Annotated in this window: 15 protein-coding genes and 2 pseudogenes; 9 read left to right on the top strand and 8 right to left on the bottom strand. The window is 72.1% G+C overall.

Annotated elements, in window-relative coordinates; genetic code table 11:
- Window positions 1–176 precede the first annotated feature (176 nt).
- The 3 genes from M6G08_RS04740 to M6G08_RS04730 are packed head-to-tail and all read left to right on the top strand — an operon-like array spanning window position 177 to window position 4,355.
- The gene (locus M6G08_RS04740) at window positions 177–1,652 is read left to right on the top strand and encodes a sodium:solute symporter family protein (protein ID WP_272585929.1); all 1,476 of its coding nucleotides are present in this window, start codon (window positions 177–179) and stop codon (window positions 1,650–1,652) included.
- Window positions 1,653–1,704: 52 nt separating this feature from the next.
- Complete coding sequence (gene speB / locus M6G08_RS04735; protein ID WP_272585928.1) at window positions 1,705–2,673, top strand: agmatinase; 969 nt, start codon at window positions 1,705–1,707, stop codon at window positions 2,671–2,673.
- A complete protein-coding gene (locus tag M6G08_RS04730; protein ID WP_272585927.1) occupies window positions 2,670–4,355 on the top strand; it encodes a thiamine pyrophosphate-binding protein in 1,686 nt (561 codons plus the stop codon). The genes speB and M6G08_RS04730 overlap by 4 nt, the downstream gene beginning before the upstream one ends.
- Window positions 4,356–4,367: 12 nt before the next feature.
- Here M6G08_RS04730 and M6G08_RS04725 read toward each other — a convergent pair whose 3' ends face one another.
- The 5 genes and pseudogenes from M6G08_RS04725 to M6G08_RS04705 all read right to left on the bottom strand — a co-directional run bounded on the left by M6G08_RS04725 (window position 4,368) and on the right by M6G08_RS04705 (window position 8,679).
- The gene (locus M6G08_RS04725) at window positions 4,368–5,195 is read right to left on the bottom strand and encodes an endonuclease I family protein (RefSeq protein WP_272585926.1); all 828 of its coding nucleotides are present in this window, start codon (window positions 5,193–5,195) and stop codon (window positions 4,368–4,370) included.
- 146 nt (window positions 5,196–5,341) lie between these two features.
- Window positions 5,342–6,894, bottom strand: a pseudogene (locus tag M6G08_RS04720) (mannosyltransferase YkcB-related protein).
- A 76-nt stretch (window positions 6,895–6,970) separates the two neighbouring features.
- Entirely contained in the window at window positions 6,971–7,579 is a 609-nt protein-coding gene (locus M6G08_RS04715) for a TetR/AcrR family transcriptional regulator (protein ID WP_272585925.1), read from the bottom strand.
- An 86-nt stretch (window positions 7,580–7,665) separates the two neighbouring features.
- A complete protein-coding gene (locus tag M6G08_RS04710; RefSeq protein WP_272585924.1) occupies window positions 7,666–7,893 on the bottom strand; it encodes a DUF397 domain-containing protein in 228 nt (75 codons plus the stop codon).
- A pseudogene (locus M6G08_RS04705) lies at window positions 7,886–8,679 on the bottom strand (helix-turn-helix transcriptional regulator). Before M6G08_RS04705 ends, M6G08_RS04710 begins: the two are co-directional and overlap by 8 nt.
- 293 nt (window positions 8,680–8,972) lie before the next feature.
- On the opposite strand from M6G08_RS04705, the gene M6G08_RS04700 reads away from it, so the two are divergent.
- Entirely contained in the window at window positions 8,973–9,164 is a 192-nt protein-coding gene (locus M6G08_RS04700) for a hypothetical protein (RefSeq protein WP_272585923.1), read from the top strand.
- Entirely contained in the window at window positions 9,161–9,442 is a 282-nt protein-coding gene (locus tag M6G08_RS04695) for a hypothetical protein (RefSeq protein WP_272585922.1), read from the top strand. The genes M6G08_RS04700 and M6G08_RS04695 overlap by 4 nt, the downstream gene beginning before the upstream one ends.
- 10 nt (window positions 9,443–9,452) lie before the next feature.
- Here the strand turns inward: M6G08_RS04695 and M6G08_RS04690 are convergent, their stop codons facing one another.
- Window positions 9,453–9,824 carry a hypothetical protein gene (locus tag M6G08_RS04690; RefSeq protein WP_272585921.1) on the bottom strand — a complete coding sequence of 124 codons (372 nt, stop codon included), beginning with the start codon at window positions 9,822–9,824 and terminating at the stop codon, window positions 9,453–9,455.
- 90 nt (window positions 9,825–9,914) lie between these two features.
- Between M6G08_RS04690 and M6G08_RS04685 the strand changes: the two genes are divergently transcribed.
- The 4 genes from M6G08_RS04685 (at window position 9,915) to M6G08_RS04670 (ending at window position 16,762) form a co-directional block, all read left to right on the top strand.
- The gene (locus tag M6G08_RS04685) at window positions 9,915–10,910 is read left to right on the top strand and encodes an esterase-like activity of phytase family protein (protein ID WP_272585920.1); all 996 of its coding nucleotides are present in this window, start codon (window positions 9,915–9,917) and stop codon (window positions 10,908–10,910) included.
- Window positions 10,911–11,005: 95 nt separating this feature from the next.
- On the top strand, window positions 11,006–14,755 hold the full coding sequence (locus M6G08_RS04680) for an ABC transporter ATP-binding protein (RefSeq protein ID WP_272585919.1): 3,750 nt from the start codon (window positions 11,006–11,008) through the stop codon (window positions 14,753–14,755).
- A gap of 83 nt (window positions 14,756–14,838) precedes the next feature.
- Entirely contained in the window at window positions 14,839–15,231 is a 393-nt protein-coding gene (locus M6G08_RS04675) for a hypothetical protein (RefSeq protein WP_272585918.1), read from the top strand.
- A 106-nt stretch (window positions 15,232–15,337) separates the two neighbouring features.
- Window positions 15,338–16,762, top strand: a complete 1,425-nt coding sequence (locus tag M6G08_RS04670) for a S28 family serine protease (protein WP_272585917.1) — start codon at window positions 15,338–15,340, stop codon at window positions 16,760–16,762.
- Between the two features lie 45 nt (window positions 16,763–16,807).
- Here M6G08_RS04670 and M6G08_RS04665 read toward each other — a convergent pair whose 3' ends face one another.
- The gene (locus M6G08_RS04665; protein ID WP_272585916.1) at window positions 16,808–17,461 is read right to left on the bottom strand and encodes a hypothetical protein; all 654 of its coding nucleotides are present in this window, start codon (window positions 17,459–17,461) and stop codon (window positions 16,808–16,810) included.
- A 142-nt stretch (window positions 17,462–17,603) separates the two neighbouring features.
- Window positions 17,604–19,451, bottom strand: coding sequence for a glycoside hydrolase family 3 protein (locus M6G08_RS04660; RefSeq protein ID WP_272585915.1), 1,848 nt, complete (start codon window positions 19,449–19,451; stop codon window positions 17,604–17,606).
- Window positions 19,452–20,227: the final 776 nt, after the last annotated feature.

The following is a 20,227-nucleotide window of genomic DNA, read 5'->3' as shown; positions in this document are numbered from 1 at the left end:
TCCAGCGGCCCCCACTGGATGAAACGTACACTTCGCAGCCGCTTTTCAGCCACCTAATGTCAACCCGAACCGGAATCCACACCGGCAGCCGCGGGTACGGGCGGATGTCCCCGTAGCGCCACCGGAGAAACCCGTCGCACGACACGCCACCGAGAGTGCGCGAAGGAGGGCCCCACATGGCCGTCGACTACATCGTGATCGTCGTCTACCTCGCCGGCATGCTGGCCATGGGCTGGTGGGGCATGCGCCGCGCCAAGTCCAAGAGCGAGTTCCTCGTCGCCGGACGACGCCTCGGCCCCGGCATGTACTCCGGCACCATGGCGGCCATCGTCCTCGGCGGCGCCTCCACCATCGGCGGCGTCGGCCTCGGCTACCAGTACGGGCTCTCCGGCGCCTGGATGGTCGTCACCATCGGCCTGGGCATCCTCGCGCTGTCCGTCTTCTTCTCCGCGCGCATCGCCCGCCTGAAGGTCTACACCGTCTCCGAGATGCTCGACCTGCGCTACGGCGGCCGGGCCGGCGTGATCTCCGGCGTCGTCATGTGGGCGTACACCCTGATGCTGGCCGTCACCTCCACCATCGCCTACGCCACGATCTTCGACGTCCTCTTCGACGTGAACCGCACCCTCGCCATCGTCCTGGGCGGCTCCATCGTCGTCGCCTACTCCACGCTCGGCGGCATGTGGTCCATCACCCTCACCGACATGGTGCAGTTCGTGGTGAAGACCATCGGCGTACTGCTCCTGCTGCTGCCCATCGCGGTCGTCAAGGCCGGCGGCTTCGGCGAGATGAAGGCCCAGCTGCCCACCGAGTACTTCGACCCGCTGGGCATCGGCGGCGAGACCATCTTCACCTACGTGCTGATCTACACCTTCGGCATGCTCATCGGGCAGGACATCTGGCAGCGCGTCTTCACCGCCGGCAGCGACCGCACCGCCAAGTGGGGCGGCACCGTCGCCGGCACCTACTGCCTCGTCTACGCCGTCGCCGGCGCAATCATCGGCACCGCCGCCAAGGTGCTCTACCCGAAGCTGGCCAGCCCCGACGACGCCTTCGCCACCATCGTCAAGGACGAGCTGCCCATCGGCGTGCGCGGACTCGTGCTGGCCGCCGCCCTGGCCGCCGTGATGTCCACCTCCTCCGGCGCCCTCATCGCCTGCGCCACCGTCGCCAACAACGACATCTGGTCCCGGCTGCGCGGGGCGGTCGGGGGACCGGCGGGCGAGGGCGCGGACGGGCACGACGAGGTCAAGGGCAACCGCGCCTTCATCCTCGCCATGGGAGTCGCCGTCGTCCTCATCTCCATCGCCCTCAACGACGTCGTCGAGGCCCTCACCGTCGCCTACAACCTCCTCGTCGGCGGGCTCCTCGTGCCCATCCTCGGCGGACTGCTGTGGAAGCGCGGCACCGCGCAGGGTGCCCTCGCCGCCGTCGCCGTCGGCGGACTCGCCGTCGTCGGCCTGATGGCGGCCTACGGCATCCTCGCCAACGAGCCCGTCTACTACGGACTCCTGGCCTCCCTCGCCGCCTACGTCGCGGTCTCCCTGGCCACCCGCCCCACCGACGAGGCGACCCTCACCGCCTGGCGCGAACGCCTCGCCGGCCGTGCCCCCGAACCCGAGTCCGAATCGGCGGTCCCGGCTCACCAGTAGAGTCGGACAGCAGTAGTACATACGCGACGAAGCGTAAGAAGGAAGGCAGTACATGAGCAGCAACGAGACGCCCCGCGGCCCCGTCGACTCCTCCCGCGTCCCGCGCTACGCGGGCCCCGCGACCTTCGCCCGGCTCCCCCGACTCGACGAGGTCCCCGCCGCCGACGTCGCCGTCGTGGGCGTGCCGTTCGACTCGGGCGTCTCCTACCGGCCCGGCGCCCGCTTCGGCGGCAACGCCATCCGCGAGGCCTCCCGCCTGCTGCGCCCGTACAACCCGGCCCAGGACGCCTCCCCCTTCGCCCTCGCCCAGGTCGCCGACGGCGGCGACATAGCCGTCAACCCCTTCAACATCAACGAGGCCGTCGAGACCGTGGAGGCCGCCGCCGACGACCTCCTCGGCACCGGCGCCCGCCTGATGACCCTGGGCGGCGACCACACCATCGCCCTGCCGCTGCTGCGCTCGGTCGCCAAGAAGCACGGCCCGGTCGCCCTGCTCCACTTCGACGCCCACCTCGACACCTGGGACACCTACTTCGGCGCCGAGTACACGCACGGCACCCCGTTCCGCCGCGCCGTCGAGGAGGGCGTCCTCGACACCTCCGCCCTCTCCCACGTCGGCACCCGCGGCCCGCTGTACGGCAAGCAGGACCTCACCGACGACGAGAAGATGGGCTTCGGCATCGTCACCTCCGCCGACGTCTACCGGCGCGGCGCCGACGAGGTCGCCGACCAGCTCCGCCAGCGCATCGGCGACCGCCCCCTGTACATCTCCATCGACATCGACTGCCTGGACCCCGCCCACGCCCCCGGCACCGGCACCCCCGAGGCCGGCGGCATGACCTCCCGCGAGCTGCTGGAGATCCTGCGCGGACTGGCGTCCTGCAACCTGGTGTCGGCCGACGTCGTAGAGGTCGCCCCGGCCTACGACCACGCGGAGATCACCTCCGTCGCGGCCTCCCACACCGCCTACGAACTGACCACCATCATGTCCCGCCAGATCGCAGAGGCCCGCGCGAAGTGACCCACGACCACGACCTGGTACTCCGTCCGACCGCCGCCCAGACGGAGGCCGCACTGAACCCTCCCCCCGGCCGCAACGGCGGAGACCTCGTCGTGGAGACCCTGGCCGGGCTCGGCGCGACCACCGTCTTCGGCCTGCCCGGCCAGCACGCCCTCGGCATGTTCGACGCCCTGCGCCGCTCCGACCTGCGCTACATCGGTCTGCGGGTGGAGAACAACGCCGGTTTCGCCGCCGACGCCTACGGCCGGATCACCGGCGAGGCCGCCCCGCTGCTCCTGTCGACCGGCCCCGGAGCCCTCACCTCCCTGGCCGCCCTCCAGGAGGCACGGGCGGCCTCCGCACCCGTCCTCGCGATCAGCAGCCAGGTCCCGACGGCCGGCCTCGGCGGCGGACGCCACGGCTACCTGCACGAACTCCCCGATCAGGCGGCCTCGTTCCGGGGTGTGGTGAAGTCCGTCCACACGGTCCGCACCCAGTCCCAGATCCCGTCCGCGATCGCCGAGGCCTGGACGTCGGCGCTGACCGTCCCGCACGGCCCCGTGTGGGTGGAGATCCCGCAGGACGTCCTCCTGGCCGAGACGCCCATCCCGGTCGTCACCGGCGGCGACACCTTCCCCGAGGAACTGCCCCCGCGCCCCGAACTGACGGCGGTCGCCGCCGACCTGCTGACGCGCGCGCAGCGTCCCGCGATCATCGCGGGCGGCGGAGTCGTCCGGGCCGACGCGTCGAAGAAGCTCCGGCAGCTCGCGGAACGCCTCCAGGCCCCCGTCGTCACCACCTTCGGCGGCAAGGGCGCCTTCCCCTGGACGCACCCGCTGTCCCTCCAGTCCTGGCTGGAGGACCGCCACACCACGGACTTCCTGGAGGACGCCGACGTACTCCTCGTCGTCGGCTCCGGCCTCGGCGAACTCTCCTCGAACTACCACACCTTCACGCCGCGCGGCCGGGTGATCCAGATCGAGGCCGACCTCGGCAAGCTGGAATCCAACCACCCGGCACTCGGCGTCCACGCCGACGCCCGCCTCGCCCTCCAGGCGCTGCTGGAGACGGTGGGGGAGCGGACGGACCCGGCGGCCCCGGAGCGCGTACGCGCGGTACTGGACAAGGTCCGCGAACGCATCGCGTCCCAGGAACTCACCCTGGAGCAGGACGTACTGGCCGCCGTCCGGGGGGCCCTCCCGCCCGGCGCCCCGTCCTTCTGGGACATGACCATCCTGGCCTACTGGGCCTGGTCGGCCTTCGACGCCAAGGCCCCGAACACCATGCACTCCGCCCAGGGCGCCGGCGGCCTCGGTTACGGCTTCCCGGCGGCCCTGGGAGCCGCGGCGGCCGACCCCACCCACCCGGTACTGGCGGTCTCCGGCGACGGCGGCGCCCTGTACTCCATCGCCGAACTGGCCACCGCCCGCCAGTACGACCTGAACGTCACCTGGCTCATCGTCGACGACGGCGGCTACGGCATCCTGCGCGAGTACATGACCGACGCCTTCGGCGAGCCGACGGCGACGGAGCTGACCCGCCCGGACTACGTGGCCCTCGCCGAGTCGTTCGGAGTGCCGGGGGTGCGGACGTCCCCACAGACCCTGGAGGCCGACCTCGCGAAGGCCCTGGCCGCACCGGGGCCCTCGGTGGTCGTCCTCCCCGCCGTACTGCGCATGTTCGCGCCGACGCACCTGGACTGACGGCGGCCGGGCCTACCAGATCGCCTCGACCCACTCCGGGTGGTCGACGAACGGGTTGCGGTTGTGCTGGTACTCGTCGTAGATGACCTGGTTGCGGTGCTCCTCGAAGGCGTCCGGCGGGTCCTCGTCGTTCCACTGCTTCAGCACGTCGAGCCTGCCGATGTACGGGCTGCTGCCGTTGTCGACGCTGCCGTTGACCTCGAGGTCGGCCCAGCCGTCGCCGCCCTCGTAGCGGACCGCCATGTAGAAGATCATGCGGGCCACGTCGCCCTTGACGGCGTCGCGGGGTTCGAAGGAGTCGGAGTCGGTGAGGCTGCCGCCGCTGTCGGTGAAGCCGCTGCCGCCGTTGTCGAAGTCCTTGTTGCCCCGGACGCCGTTGACCCGCACGTCCTCGGGACGCAGGTGGTGGATGTCCGTGCCGGGCCCGGTCGAGGTGCCGAAGTCGCCGTGGGACTTGGCCCACACGTGCTCGCGGTTCCAGTCGCCCAAGCCCCCGCCGTTCAGCGACTTGCTGCGGGAGATGCCCGAGTAGAGCAGGATGACGTTGCCGCTGTCGGCCGGGTCCTGGTCGGTGACCTTCAGGGCGTCCCAGACCGCCGAGTAGGAGAGCTTGGTCTGGTCGCTGATGATGGTGTGCAGGGAGGACTTGAGGCTGTCGCCGGTCTTCCCGATCGCGTCCTTGTAGTACGTCGAGTCGTAGTCCGATGTCGTGGTCGCCGTGGTCGCCGTGGTCGTTGCCGTGGCCGACGTCGCGGTGAGCGACGGGGCGGCGAGGGCGGCGAGGACGGCGGCCGTGGCGAGGGCCACCGTTTTCCGGCGCCGGGTGCGTATCGCGAGCATGGGGTGTCCGATCTACGCGTGTGGAGTGGAGCGGTGATTCGAGCGTGACATGGACATGTGGGAGGTGGGGTGTACGCAGGGTGGCGATTGCGTGACGGCGCCCCCCGACCAGGGTGGTCGAGGGCCGCCGTGTCACTGAGGAGGCGTCAGGTGACGTCCGAGGAGTCCAGCCGGTAGAGGCCCGAGGTGCCGTACTCGCTCGCCTCCACGGCCGTGCCGTGCTCCTGCACCCACCGGGTCACCTGGGAACCGGTCCCGGAACCGCCGCCCATGCCCCCGCCGACCTGGACGTAGTGCAACTCGCCCTTCTCCACCAGCTGCTTGAGCCGGGCGAGGGTCATCGCGTTGTCGCTGCCCGACCGGCCCCACATGGAGACGACCGGTTCGCCGCTGCCGAGGATGAGCTGGACGGCGCTCTGCGAACTGGGGACGGCCAGCAGCCACTTGGCGCCGTCCTGGTGCTTCTTCAGGTAGGCGACCAGCTCGGTGCTCGTGCTGTCCGGCTGCCCGCCCGCGCCGGTGCCTGGCGGTGTGCCGTCCGGGGCCGAGCCGGTCGCGCCACCCGGAGTCTGGTCCTTCTCGCCGCCGCCCGGGAAGGAACCGCCGCCGGGGCCGCCCTGACCGGTCTGCGGCTGCCCGCCGGGCGCCTCACCACCCGGTCGGCCCTCCCCGCGCCCGGGAACCGGTCCCGGCCGCCTCCGCCGCCCGGCCCGCCCGTGCCGCCGCCCGTCGAAGGACCGGCGGTCGGGTTGGTCCCGCCCGTGCCGCCGCCCGAACCGGACGGCACCGACCAGGCGTACGCCGCCGGACCCGCGACCCCGGCGACGACGGCCGCAGCCACGGACGCCGCCAGCAGCCGCACCCGGCGCCCGGAACGGAAGGCGAGCAGGCTCGTGACCGCCAGCGCCATGACCACCGCGATGGCCGGCCACAGCCAGGAGTTCCAGCCCGAGGCCCGGCGCAGCGGCACGACCGCCCATACGCCGGTGACACCGAGGGCGAGCGGCAGCACCCACACCCAGCGCCGGTCGGCCCGGAAGGCGCGCAGCAGCATGACGCCGCCGCCCCCGCACAGCGCCGCGATGGGGTTCGTCGCGTACACGTACACGACGAAGACCGCAGGCAACGCGACCTAGCCCTGGAGCATCTCTGTGTTGAACGCGAGCCCGAAGCAGACCGCCGAGCCGATCAGGGGCAGCAGCCGCCCGTTGCGGGCCGCGCGCAGGCTGAGGGCAGCACCGGCCACCATCAGGAAGACGAGGAGCGTGTCGGGGTCGTTGTCGCCGCGATCGCCGCGGCGGCGTGGCCCCACACACCCTTCACGGAGGAGCGCAGGATCCAGATCGTCGCGGGCGCGGCCAGGATCACCGGCAGCATCGTCTGCCAGGTGCCGTAGCCCAGGAGGCGGCAGGACAACCCCATGACCATCAGGGCGGAGGGTGGCTCGTCGACGGTCAGGAAGTTCCCCGCGTCGAGCGAGCCGAAGAACCACGCCTTCCAGCTCTCGGTGCCGCTGAGCACGGCGGCGCTGTAGAAGCTGTTGAGACCGGACCCGGACGGGTTCCAGGAGTACGGCCCCGTCGGCCAGGGCGAGGATGGCGGGCAACGCCGGCAACGACCGGCGTGGCGCGCTGGGCGCGGGAGACGGCCGGTGCAGCGGCTCGGGGACCGCTTGCGGGGGAGTGGTGGCAGACGTCACCACGCCACCGTCTCCGTCGGCGTTGGGCGGGGGGCCGTACTCCGACTCGGGGCGAGCTGGGAATCCCGGGTCGTGCTCAGTCCGCCGTGGCCCAAGGGGCGAGCAGATCGCGCAGCAACTCGGCGAAGGCCCCGTCCAAGGTGTCCTCCCACTCCTGGTCACCGACGGCCTCGGGACAGAGGGCGGCGGGACGGGCGATCCACAGGACCTTCCAAGGCCTGGAGAACAGGGCGGCATCGCTCCACACGCCGCCGCGCGGGGCGAGGGGGTGCAGCAGATCGCTGACGCGTCCGGTGACCAGCTGCACCAGGGCGCCGTCCGTCGCGGCATGCGCCCGGGGCAGCGCCGTGTGCGAGGTTCGGGCGACGGCGGCCGTCGTGGGATGACGCCGGACGATGCGTACGACCTGTGTCAGGTGCCGCACGATTCCGTCGACGGTGCCGTCGCTCGGGTGAGTACGGTCCGCCTCGTCGAAGGCTCGGGCGAGTTCCGTCTGGAGCGCGCGCAGGTGCAGCCTGGAGGCGGTCTTCCAGTTTTCGTACAAATAGTTGCGCGAGGTGCCGGAGGCGCGGGCGATGGCGGTCACGGACACGGTGAGGCCGTCGGTGCGCATCAGGGTGCGCACCGTGCTGATCACGTTTCCGGTGCCGAGGGGGTTGCGGTACGGCCAGGAGGCGGGGCTCATGGCCGGGAAAAAGCGTGAGCAGTTGGGGGGTGAATGTCATTTGGGCACTCATATGAGCGACCGGAGGACAGTTGAGGGCGATGTGTTCACGCTTGGGAGGGAGGGGGGTCTTCCTTGAGGGACGTGATGAACGACGTCCAGCCGGAAGTCGAGAGGAGCAACGCCGGCCCGTCGGGAACCTTCGAATCCCGCACGGGTATCCCGGCAGGGTGCCCGTCCACCACTTCCAGGCAACTTCCGGCCTCATTGCCGCTGTAGGTGGACTTGCGCCAGCCCACAAGCTCGGCCGCGCTCGGGATCACGGGCTCAGGCATCGTCTTCGTAGTCCTTCGCTGTCGACTTGAGCAGGGCGACCGTTTCGCGGAGCGACAGTGCGTCGCTCAACGCGTGATAGTAGGCGCCTTGCAATCGGTCGACGACGGCCGGACTGTCGTGGATCTTGGCTACGTGGATGCCTTCCGAGTACGCCACGGGCGGCTGGTCTTCGAACCACATCAGGCTCAGCATGCTCTGCATCACCGGTTAGGCGCCCCGGTCTCGGGGCATCACGTGCACTCGCACACGCCCTGCCTCCGCGAGGCCGGCGATGTGTGTCAATTGCCCGCCATGACTTCTCGATCACCCACGACGCGGTGCAGCAGCGCTTCGTCCAGCAACGCCCAGAAGACGGGCGTGACCGGGTCGTCAAGGAGCCTCGCCCGTTCGAGGCGTGTGACAAGGCGCCTGTCACATTCCTCGGCGGTCAACGGAGGGTACGTCGTGCCGAGGACCGCGCGCGCGTACGGCCGGGTCTGGAGGAGCCCGGGCACGAACGTCACAGCCGACTCCCGGATCGTCACCGCCTGCGACTCCAGCTGCCGCGCCGCCTCGAAGTAGTCCGCGACCGCCGCGTCCTCCTCCGGAAGGAAACTGCTCAGCACATTCCCCGTGTTCAGGGCGCGGTCCAGCCGTCGCGCGTCCTCCTTCGACGGCACCCGGCGCCCCGCCTCGATGTGCGCGATGTGCGACCGCGTCATGATGGCCATGTCGGCCAGCTGCTGCTGCGTCAGGTCGGCCGCTTCGCGCTGCTGCTTGAGCCAGTCGCCGTAGATGTCGCTCATCCGTTCGACTCCCGTGTGACAAAGGCGCCGTCACATCCGCACCCCTGGCGAGCCTAGCTCCGGCCGTCTCACTCTGTACGCGCATCGCTACGGAAAGCGAGACCCCCGCGACCGTCGCACCGGTCCGGGGGCATGGTCACCGATCTCCACGGAGCCGACGACATGCGTCACCTATCGCCCGCCTCGCCGGGCTGCCCCTGCTTCCGCTGCTCGCCCTCCTGCTGCCCGGCTCAGGGCGCCGCCGCCGACGTCCTCCCGCGACGGAACCCGCCGAACCCTCGTACACCCCGCACATGACCGTGCGCCGCACCGGTATGCCCGCCCTGCGGGGAGAGGACAACGTGCTCGTACGCCCCTACCTGCTCGCCCACGAACGGCAGCAGGAGGCCCGACGGCGCCAGCCCCGGCGCCGCGCGCTCCGGTTCGCGGTGCACGGCGTCGACCTCGGGCCGCGGGTGCCGCACGGCGTGGAGGTGGCGCGGTGAAGTACGGCCCGCGTCCCGCCCGGTTGCTGCCCTGGGCCGGCTCCGAGGGCAAGCCCTGCTACCTGCTGACAGACGGCGACGGCCCGCTGTCGCGGATCGCCGACGTCGTCGAGACCACCCACCTCGACATGGCGGAGGAGCTGTTGGACCACGCCGCCGCACTGCTCGCGGATGCTCGGGCGACGCCCGAACAGCTCCGCTTCACGCTGCACCGCATGCGCGAGGCACTCATCGAGGTGCACCGTGTCGCGGAGAGCCGGGGCATGCGGTCGCGCTGAAGGCCAGCCGTCACTCGACCAGTTCGGGAAAGCCCTCCTTGAAGTCGGCGAGCTGAGCGCGATATCCGGCGTTGAATTCGGCCAGTCCGTGCACGCCGAGGTTCTTCTCGAAGGCGACGCTCTGCCTGGGCACCAGGGCGGGTATCGCGCGGAACACCTCACCGGCCGCCTTCGCGTGCCTGCCCTTCTGGAGGGTGACCACCAGGTCCTTGAAGAGGTCCAGCTTCAGGGCCTGGATGCGTTCGCTCGGACTGTCCTGCCCTGTGAGTTCCTCATCGGCGACCGGCTTCGGTTCGGAAGGCTTGGTGAGGAACTTCAGTACCCGCATCGTCGCGTACAGCCGACCGGCCAGCCTGTGGCCGCTCTCGTTCTGGTCTGGCATGGCTCATTCCTTGCCATCTGTACCCCGCCGAACCCTGTCCTTCGGAAAGCGGCCAACTCTTGGCCATTCCCCCGACCTAGGGTTTCGGCCATGCGCCCGAGAATGCTCCGCACCTCCCTCGCCGCCCTCACCGCGAGCCTCGCGGCGGCCGGCTGCCTCGTCGCCGCCGGACCCGCCACCGCGCACGACAGGCCGCCCAGGAACCCTTGCTCGCCCGCCGTCTCCCTCGCCGGCTATTCCGACGCCCTCGACAAGACCACCCATGACGGCACCTACGTCGGCAACCTCTCCGCACTCGCCCCCGACCGCCGGGGCACGGTCGCCGCCCTCTCCGACCGGTCCGCCCTCTTCCGGCTGGACGCCCGCTCCCTCCGGCCACGGGACGTCGTCCCGCTCACCGACGAGAACGGCGCCGCCCTCGACGCCGAGGGACTGGTGACCGACCGGGACGGCACCTACCTCGTCTCCTCCGAGACCGAGCCGTCCGTCCGCCGCTACTCCCGCACCGGCGAGATCCTCGGCCGCCTCCCCGTGCCCGACGACCTGCGCACCGCCCCGGAGGGCCGCGCCCGGGCCAACGGCAGCTTCGAGGGGCTGACCCTCCTGCCCGGCGGCCGGACGCTGGTCGCCTCCATGGAGTACCCGCTCGCCGGTGATCCGGCCGGCCTCGTCCGCTTCCAGTCCTGGCGGCGGACCGGGCACGGCGACTTCCGGCTCGGCACCCAGTACGCGTACCGGACGGACCCCGGTCTCGGTGTCTCCGAGGTCACCGCGACCCCCTCCGGCCGTCTCCTCGTCCTGGAACGCGGCTTCACCTCCGGCGTCGGCAACACCGTCCGCCTGTACCTGACCGACCGGCCCGGCGGCGGCACCGCACTCGGCAAGACCCCCCTCGCCGACCTGGCCGACTGCCCCGCCCTCGGCGCCACCGCCGAGCAGCCCCAGCCCAACCCGCTCCTCGACAACTTCGAGGGGGTGGCCGTCACCGGCCGGAGCAAGGGCCGCCTGGATGTCCTGATCGTCAGCGACGACAACCAGAACGCCGTGCAGACGACCCGCTTCCTGCGGCTCCGCGTGCGCGCCTGAATCGTCGCGCGGGATGAAATCCCCGCTCGCCCGCGTTGGTGCCTTCCGGTAGATCAGGTGAGCAGGACGACCGACGGACGACCGGAGGGCACGGCGTGGACGCGCAACGGGGATGGGCACGACGACTGGCGGGCTACGCCTGGCGCTACCCCAAGGACGTGATCCTCGCCCTCGGCGCCTCGCTGGGCGGCATGGCCGTCATGGCCCTGGTCCCGCTGATCACCAAGGTCATCATCGACGACGTGATCGGCGCGAAGACCAGGGACATGGCCGTCTGGGCCGGTCTGCTGATCGGCGCCGCGGTCGTCGTCTACGTCCTGACCTACATCCGGCGCTACTACGGCGGCCGGCTCGCCCTCGACGTCCAGCACGACCTGCGCACCGACATGTACGGGACGATCACCCGGCTCGACGGGCGGCGACAGGACGAGCTGTCCACCGGGCAGGTGGTCGGACGGGCGACCAGTGACCTCCAGCTGATCCAGAGCCTGCTCTTCATGCTCCCGATGACCATCGGGAACATCCTGCTCTTCCTGATCTCCCTCGTGATCATGGCGTGGCTGTCCCCGCCGCTCACCCTGGTCGCGCTCGCCGTGGCGCCCGCCCTGTGGTTCATCGCCCGCCGCAGCCGCACCCGCCTGCACCCGGCCACCTGGTACGCGCAGGCGCAGGCCGCCGCCGTGGCCGGTGTGGTCGACGGGTCGGTGAGCGGCGTACGCGTGGTGAAGGGCTTCGGGCAGGAGGAGCAGGAGACGGGCAAGCTCAGGGAGGTCGGGCGCAGGCTCTTCGCCGGGCGGCTGCGGACGATCAAGCTGAACGCCACCTACACCCCCGCCCTCCAGGCCGTCCCCGCCCTCGGCCAGGTCGCCATGCTCGCCCTCGGCGGCTGGCTGGCCGTGCGCGGCAACATCACCCTCGGCACCTTCGTCGCGTTCTCCACCTACCTGGCCCAGCTCGTCGGGCCGGTCCGCATGCTCGCCATGGTCCTCACCGTCGGCCAGCAGGCCCGCGCCGGCACCGAGCGGGTGCTGGACCTGATAGACACCGAACCCGCGATCGAGGACGGCGGCAAGGAGCTGCCCGCCGACGCGCCGGCCACCGTCGAGTTCGACGACGTGTCCTTCGCCTACGGGAACGGGAACGGGGACCAGGCCGGCGACGGCTCGGGCACTCCCGTCCTGGACGGTCTGTCCTTCGAGATCCGGCCCGGCGAGACCCTCGCCGTCGTCGGCTCCTCCGGCTCCGGCAAGTCCACGGTCTCCCTGCTCCTGCCGCGCTTCTACGACGTGACGCGAGGCGCCGTCCTGGTCGGCGGCCACGACGTGCGCGAGCTGACCCTCGACTCGCTGCGGGCCGCCATCGCCCTCGTCCCCGAGGACTCCTTCCTCTTCTCGGACACCGTGCGCGCCAACATCGCCTACGGCCGTCCGGACGCCACCGACCAGGAGATCGAGGCCGCGGCGCGGGCCGCGCAAGCGCACGGGTTCATCACCGAACTGCCCGACGGCTACGGCACCACGGTCGGTGAGCACGGCCTGACCCTCTCCGGCGGCCAGCGCCAGCGCGTCGCGCTCGCCCGCGCCATCCTCACCGACCCCAGGCTGCTGGTCCTCGACGACGCCACGTCCGCCGTTGACGCCCGCGTCGAGCACGAGATCCACGAGGCGCTGAAGGAGGTTATGCGGGGCCGCACCACCCTCCTGATCGCCCACCGCCGCTCCACCCTCGGCCTCGCCGACCGGATCGCCGTACTCGACCGGGGCCGCCTCGCCGACCTCGGCACCCACGAGGAGCTCCAGGAGCGCTCCGCCCTGTACCGGCGGCTGCTGACCGACCCCGACGAACTGGGCGGGGTCTCCCCGGGACACGCCCGGCCCGCAGCGCCCGCCGAGGACACGTCCGTACGCGACGAGCTGGACGCCGAGTTCGACGCCGAGCGCGGGGTCACCCCGCGGCTGTGGACCGGCGACCGCACGCCCAGGGACGCCGCCCTGGCCGGTACCCCGGCCACCCCGGAACTGCTCGCCCAGGTCGACGCGCTGCCCCCGGCCGACGGAAAGCCGGAGGTGGACGAGGCGCGGGCGGCCGAGCCGGAGGAGTCGTACGGGCTGCGGCGGCTGCTGCGCGGCTTCCGCACTCCGCTGCTGATCAGCCTCGCCCTGGTGGCCGTGGACGCCGGCATGGGGCTGCTGCTGCCGGTGCTGATCCGGCACGGCATCGACGAGGGTGTCACCCGGCTCGCCCTCGGCGCGGTCTGGGCGGCCTCGCTGCTGGGGCTGCTGGCCGTGCTCGCCCAGTGGACGGCGCAGAGCGGCGAGATCCGTATGACCGGCCGGACCGGTGAGCGCATCCTGTACTCGCTGCGGCTGAAGATCTTCGCCCAGCTCCAGCGGCTCGGCCTGGACTACTACGAGCGTGAGCTGACCGGCCGGATCATGACCCGGATGACGACGGACGTGGACGCGCTGTCGACGTTCCTGCAGACGGGACTGGTCACCGCCTTCGTCTCGGTCGTCACCTTCTTCGGCATCATGGTCGCCCTGCTGGTGATCGACGTGCAGCTGGCGCTGGTCGTCTTCGCGACGCTGCCGCCCCTGATCATCGCCACGTACTTCTTCCGCCGGGCCAGCGTGAAGGCGTACGAGCTGGCCCGCGAGCGGGTGTCCACGGTCAACGCCGACCTCCAGGAGTCGGTGGCGGGGCTGCGGATCGTGCAGGCGTTCCGGCGCGAGCACGACGGCGGACGGCGGTTCGCCGAGCGCAGCGACAGCTACCGGCAGGCCCGCATCCGGGGCCAGTGGCTGATCTCGGTCTACTTCCCCTTCGTGCAGCTGCTGGCATCGGGGGCGGCCGCGGCCGTGCTGGTCGTCGGCGGTGTGCGGATCGACAACGCGACGCTGACGACGGGCGCGCTGGTGGCGTACCTGCTCTACATCGACCTGTTCTTCGCGCCCGTCCAGCAGCTCTCCCAGGTCTTCGACGGCTACCAGCAGGCGTCCGTCTCCCTCGGCCGCATCCAGGAGCTGCTGCGGGAGCCGACGTCGACCCGGGCCGCCGAGAAGCCGTCCGGGGTCACGTCCCTGCGCGGCGAGATCGCGTTCGAGGACGTGCGCTTCCGGTACGGGAACGACGAGGAAGCCCTCACCGGCATCGACCTGCGCATCCCGGCCGGGCAGACCGTCGCGTTCGTCGGCGAGACCGGCGCCGGCAAGTCGACGCTGGTGAAGCTGGTGGCCCGGTTCTACGACCCGACCGGCGGCCGGGTCACGGTCGACGGGCAGGACCTGCGCGACCTGGACCTCACCTCCTACCGGCACCGGCTCGGCGTCGTCCCGCAGGAGGCGTACCTGTTCCCCGGCACCGTCCGCGACGCCATCGCCTACGGCCGCCCGGACGCCACCGACGCCGAGGTGGAGGCGGCCGCGCGAGCCGTCGGCGCCCACGAGATGATCGCCCGGCTCACCGGCGGCTACCTCCACGAGGTCGCCGAGCGGGGCCGCAACCTCTCCGCCGGGCAGCGGCAGCTGATCGCGCTGGCCCGCGCCGAGCTGGTCGACCCGGACGTCCTGCTCCTCGACGAGGCGACGGCCGCCCTGGACCTGGCCACCGAGGCGCAGGTCAACCAGGCCACCGACCGGATCGCGGGCCGGCGCACCACGCTCGTCGTCGCGCACCGGCTGACCACGGCCGCCCGCGCGGACCGCGTCGTCGTCATGGACCACGGGCGGGTCGCCGAGGACGGCACGCACGAGGAGCTGCTGGCGCTCGACGGGCGGTACGCCCGGCTGTGGCGGACCTTCGTCGGCGCCGCCGAACCGGAGGAGCCGGTCGGCGCGCTGCACTGAGCCCGCGCAACCTTCGACAGGTGCGGTGCGTCCGTACATCCGTACGACGATGATCGCCGTACGGAGGGACGAAGGGGACCGCTGTGGGACAGGGTGGCGCCGGAACACGCCGGCGGCTGGCGCTCGGCACGGCCGTGCTGACGGCGGCCGGGCTGCTCGCGGTCGCGGTGCCGCAGCAGGCGCAGGCCGCGGCGGCGTGCCCGGGGCGCAAGGTCCGGACGCTGCCGTTCGCCACCGGTTCGGTCCTCGTCCACAAGCGCGGCGGTTACGTGTGCGCCGTCACCGTCCCGAAGAAGACCGGCACCAAACGGCAGATGTCCGTCAGCGTGCAGGCGCGCGGTGGCCGGCCGGTCGTGGACTCGGGGCGGTTCGCGCACCGGGCGGGACCGGTGACCGTGCACGTGGGCAACCGCTGCGTGTGGGTGCGGGGCGCGGTGTCGGGGCGCTCGGTCAGCTCCGGCTGGATCCTCTGCTGAGCCCGCCCCGGCGGCCACCGCCGCCGATCATTTCTCCATCTCCCCTGGTGTACGGGTGACTTGCTCCGATAGCTTCCGGCGCACATCTGTTTCACAGGGAGGGTGCATGCGCAAGGCGCTCAGATGGCTGCTGGCGCTCGTGGTGCTCATAGGCACCGTCAGCACGGCGGGCGCGGCCACCGCCGCCGAGCCGAAGGCCGTCGACATCAAGGACCGGCTCCTGTCCATACCGGGCATGAGCCTGATCGAGGAGAAGCCGTACACCGGCTACCGCTTCTTCGTCCTCAACTACACCCAGCCGGTCGACCACCGGCGCCCGTACAGGGGCACGTTCCAGCAGCGGATCACCGTGCTGCACAAGGACGTGAGCCGTCCGACGGTCTTCTACACCGGCGGCTACAGCGTCTCGACGAACCCCAGCCGCCGCGAGCCGACCCAGATCGTGGACGGCAACCAGGTCTCCATGGAGTACCGCTACTTCACCCCGTCCCGGCCCGAGCCGGCCGACTGGTCGAAGCTGGACATCTGGCAGGCGGCCAGCGACCAGCACCGCATCTTCAAGGCGCTCGAGCCGGTCTACTCGGAGAACTGGATCTCCACGGGCGGCTCCAAGGGCGGCATGACCGCCACCTACTACGAGCGCTTCTACCCGCGCGACATGGACGGCGTCGTCGCCTACGTCGCCCCCAACGACGTCGTCAACCGCGAGGACTCGGCCTACGACCGCTTCTTCGCCCGCGTCGGCACCGAGGAGTGCCGCGACCGGCTGAACGGCGTGCAGCGCGAGGCACTGGTGCGCCGGGCGCCGTTGAAGGAGAAGTACGAGGCGTACGCGGCCGAGAACGGGTACACCTTCGACACCATCGGCAGCCTCGACCGCGCCTACGAGGCCGTCGTCCTGGACTACGTCTGGGGCTTCTGGCAGTACAGCACCGTGAAGGACTGCGCGGACATCCCGGCCGACGCGAAGAACGCGACGGACGACGAGATCTGGAACTCCGTCGACTCGATCTCCGGCTTCTCCTTCTACACGGACCAGGGGCTCGCCCCGTACACGCCGTACTACTACCAGGCGGGCACGCAGCTGGGCGCGCCGACGATCCACTTCCCGCACATCGAGAAGAAGTACATCCGCTACGGCTACCAGCCGCCGCGCAACTTCGTGCCGCGCGACATCGACATGCGGTTCCAGCCGTGGGCGATGCGGGACGTCGACAACTGGGTGAAGCGCAACGCCCGGCACATGCTGTTCGTGTACGGCGAGAACGACCCGTGGGGTGCCGAGCCCTTCCGGCTGGGCCACGGCGCGCGCGACTCCTACGTCATGACCGCGCCCGGCATGAACCACGGTGCCAACGTCGCCGGTCTGGTGCCCGAGGAGAAGGCCCTCGCCACGGCCCGCATCCTCGACTGGGCGGGCGTGGCCTCCGAGAAGGTCCAGGAGAACCCGTCGGCGGCCGAGCCGCTGGCGACGTTCGACGCCAAGCTGGACAAGCGGGACGTCCAGCGGGAGCCGGCGCTGCGGCCGTAGGACGGTGGTTGGGCCCGGCCGGTCGGGTGTGAGCCGCTGAGGCGCTCACAGCGGCCGGGCGCAGCCCACCGGGCGTTCGCCGTCGAGGCGGACGTAGAGCCCGGTCGAGGCGGGGCAGTCCGACCGGGCGGCGACCGCCTCGACCACCTTGAACTGGGGCTGCTGCTTCTCCGAGCCGTCGCAGGCGGTCTCGCGGACCTTGCCGTCGCCGGCGTCGTAGACGCAGTCGCCGACGATGGTGCGCGGACCGCCCCCGCCGCCCGGGTCGCCGGGGTGCGGCGGCTGGAGCCTGCGCATGCAGGCGTAGCCCTGGGGCACGGCCCCGTCGCCGTCCTCGTCGGCGGACGGGCGCTGCTCGCTGATGTGCAGGACGAAGTCGGTGGTGGCGGGGCAGGGTGGCCCGTCGGCCGCGCGGCCGTCCTCCCGGGCCACGACCCGCGCCGCCGCCCGCTCACTGGCGCACGGCACCTCGGTGAAGCTGACCGTCCCGAACGAACTGCACTCGTCGATCGCGAGGAACACCGCCCCGTACCCGGAGGGCCGCACGGCGGCCGGGGCCGAAGCGCCCGCGGCGCCGGACGTCTCGTCGCCCGTGGCGCCGCCGCCCGCCAGGCCCGTCGGGCGCTGGCACCCCGTCAGCAGCACGGCGCACAACGCCGACAGGGCGCCCAGCGCCCGCACAGCCGATCTCCCACGCATCGCCATCCCCCCGGATCCCCCGTCCAGCGTGGCCCGCCGCAGCGGGGCACGCCAGACGCGCGGGGTGCATTGCGTACGGGTGACGGGAGCGCCCCCGGCGCGTGGCGTAGGCGCGCTACGGTCGACGACCGGCCACGGTCGCCTACGAGCGGTACGACAGCCCGTGCCCGAGCGGGTACAGCACCGTCTCCGGATCGTCCGCCCGCACCACCGGGACCGGCAGCCTGCCGCGCGGCCGCACCCGCCCGGCGATCACCCGGGCGGCGGCCCGCACCTCGACGTCCGTCCAGGAGTAGGCGGCGAGGAAGGCGGGGACGTCCGGCAGCCGGGCCACGTCGTACGGGTTGCGGATCGCGACCGCGACGACCGGCTTGCCGGTCTCCAGCAGCCGCGCGACCAGCGTGCGCTGACTGCTGCCGGCCGTCACGTTGTACGTCGCGACCACCACCGCGTCGGCGTCCCCGGCCGCGGCGACCGCGCGGTCGATGACGGCGGCGGAGGGCGCCGTGCCGGTCGACAGGGCGGTGGCGGCGAAGCCCAGCTCCGTCAGCGCGTCCGCGAGGACACCGGTCGGCGGGCCGGTCGTGCCGGAGGGGGAGGCGGGGTCGGCACCGACGACCAGCACCTGGCGATGCTCCCGCCGCGACAGCGGCAGCAGCCGGCCCTCGTTGACGAGGAGCGTGGTGGACCGTTCGGCGATCCGGTCCGCCGCCTCCAGGTGGCCGCGGGTGCCGACGGTGCGGTCGACGTCCCCGCGGCTGGTGTACGCGTCCCGAAACAGGCCCAGCTTCGCCTTCAGCCGCAGCACCCGCAGGATCGATTCGTCGAGCCGTGCCTCGGTGAGCTCGCCCTCGCGCACGGCCGTCAGGACGGCGTTCCAGGCGAGCGGCAGGTCCGGCGGGTTGAGCAACTGGTCGACGCCGGCCTTCAGCGCCAGCACCGGCACCCGTTCGTCGCCGTACTTGGTCCGTACGCCCTGCATGCCGAGGGAATCGGTGACCACGACCCCGTCGTAGCCCAGCTCCTCGCGCAGGATGCCGGTGAGGATGGGGCGGGAGAGGGTGGCGGGGTCGCCGGAGTCGTCGAGCGCCGGGACCATGAGGTGGGCGGTCATGATGGCGTCGATGCCGGCCTCGATCGCGGCGCGGAAGGGCGGCGCGTCCAGCTCCTCCCACTGCTCGCGGCTGTGGGTGATGACCGGGAAGCCGGTGTGGCTGTCGGTGGCGGTGTCACCGTGCCCGGGGAAGTGCTTGGCGCACGCGGCGACCCCGGAGCGCTGGTACCCCGTCACCTCCGCGGCCACCAGCTCCGCCACCGCCTCCGGGTCGGCGCCGAAGGACCGTACGCCGATCACCGGGTTGGCCGGGTTGACGTTCACGTCGGCGACGGGGGAGTAGTCCTGGCGGATGCCCATGGCGTGCAGCTCGGCGCCGGCGATCCGCCCGAGGGTGCGGGCGTCGGACCGCGACCCGCCCGCCCCGACGGCCATCGCGCCGGGGAAGAGGGTCGCCGGCTCGCCCACGCGGGCCACGATCCCGTGCTCCTGGTCGGTGGAGATGAGCACCGGAAGGCCGCGCGGCAGTTCGAGCGACGCCTTCTGGATGCCGTTGGACAGGCCGGCGATCTGGTGCGGGTCGCGGGTGTTGTGCGCCCAGGCGAAGTAGATGATGCCGCCGACCCGGTACCGGGCGATCAGCTCGGCCGCGGTGCGGACGCCGATCTCCTTCAGGTTGGCGTCGATGTCGGCCTGGTCGGGGTCGGTGGCGGAGTGGCCGTAGACGCGCATGACGAAGAGCTGGCCGACCTTCTCCTCCAGCGTCATGCGGGAGATCAGGGCGCGCAGCTTGTCGTCGTCGGGCCTGCGGGCGTCGGCGTACGCGGTGCCGCCGCCGGCCGCGAGGGCCGCGGTGACGACCGCGGTGGCGGTGAGGACGGTACGTCTGGAGGGGTGTGCGGTGCTTCCCGTGCCGGCCGTGCTGCTGTGGTGCACGTGCGCTCCTTCCGGAGTGATCCGCTGGGAATCGCTGGGGATCGCTGGAATCGCTGAAGGGCTGCTGAAGGAAACTTCCAAGGAGTCACCAATATCCGGGAAGTTTCTGCCAGTCAAGGGAGCGCACAGGCATCGCCACAAGCGGCGGACGGCGGACCGCAGGGGCCGCCGCCGACGCCAGGGAGGGGGGCGCGCCGGCGGCGGCGTGCTGCCGGCCGCGGTACGGCTGGAGAGGGTGGTCAGCGATCGCAGCCAGCAGCGAGGCCGACACCGCACCACGGAGACTCGTCCGACAGCGCGGATTGGACGCGCCCGGCCGCCCCGGGGTTCCCCTTCGGCACGGGTCTTCACCGAAGTCGGGGCGCGGGGGAGTGGAGGTGCGGGCGGGGTACGCAAGCGCATGGCCGGCCCCGGTCGGCGCGGGCCCGTCCACCCCGGCCCCGGTTCTGCCCGGAGCCCCGGCCGTTCCCGGCACCGCGCCGCCCTCACGGTCGCGGGGCCGTTCGCCGCGGGCCGACGCCCGGCCTCGGATGCGGCTCCCGCGACTCGGCCGTCCGGCTCCGGAGGCCAGGGGGTCGACGTGCGGGTCGGTTCCCGTGGCTGGGCGGTCCGGCGAGGGGGGGGGGGCCGTGTGCCCCGCGGGTCTGCGGGCCGGTGCTGGGGGTCTGGTCGCCTGTCCCGGGCGGCGTGGTTGCCGGGCTGGGCGGTCGGTTCCGGAGGTTTGGCCGTCCGGCTCCGGAGGCCAGGGGGACGACGTGCGGGTCGGTTCCGGGGGC

Source organism: Streptomyces sp. M92, from assembly GCF_028473745.1.
Taxonomy (GTDB): domain Bacteria; phylum Actinomycetota; class Actinomycetes; order Streptomycetales; family Streptomycetaceae; genus Streptomyces.
This window is presented reverse-complemented; position numbering and strand designations above follow the sequence as displayed.

Excerpts from the sequence above, each read along its gene's own strand:
- M6G08_RS04670 (WP_272585917.1), top strand. The coding sequence starts at position 15,338 with ATGCGCAAGGCGCTCAGATGGCTGCTGGCGCTCGTGGTGCTCATAGGC.
- M6G08_RS04740 (WP_272585929.1), top strand. The coding sequence starts at position 177 with ATGGCCGTCGACTACATCGTGATCGTCGTCTACCTCGCCGGCATGCTG.
- M6G08_RS04725 (WP_272585926.1), bottom strand. The coding sequence starts at position 5,195 with ATGCTCGCGATACGCACCCGGCGCCGGAAAACGGTGGCCCTCGCCACG.
- M6G08_RS04715 (WP_272585925.1), bottom strand. The coding sequence starts at position 7,579 with ATGAGCCCCGCCTCCTGGCCGTACCGCAACCCCCTCGGCACCGGAAAC.
- M6G08_RS04710 (WP_272585924.1), bottom strand. The coding sequence starts at position 7,893 with ATGCCTGAGCCCGTGATCCCGAGCGCGGCCGAGCTTGTGGGCTGGCGC.
- speB (WP_272585928.1), top strand. The coding sequence starts at position 1,705 with ATGAGCAGCAACGAGACGCCCCGCGGCCCCGTCGACTCCTCCCGCGTC.
- M6G08_RS04690 (WP_272585921.1), bottom strand. The coding sequence starts at position 9,824 with ATGCCAGACCAGAACGAGAGCGGCCACAGGCTGGCCGGTCGGCTGTAC.
- M6G08_RS04665 (WP_272585916.1), bottom strand. The coding sequence starts at position 17,461 with ATGCGTGGGAGATCGGCTGTGCGGGCGCTGGGCGCCCTGTCGGCGTTG.
- M6G08_RS04700 (WP_272585923.1), top strand. The coding sequence starts at position 8,973 with ATGACCGTGCGCCGCACCGGTATGCCCGCCCTGCGGGGAGAGGACAAC.
- M6G08_RS04685 (WP_272585920.1), top strand. The coding sequence starts at position 9,915 with ATGCGCCCGAGAATGCTCCGCACCTCCCTCGCCGCCCTCACCGCGAGC.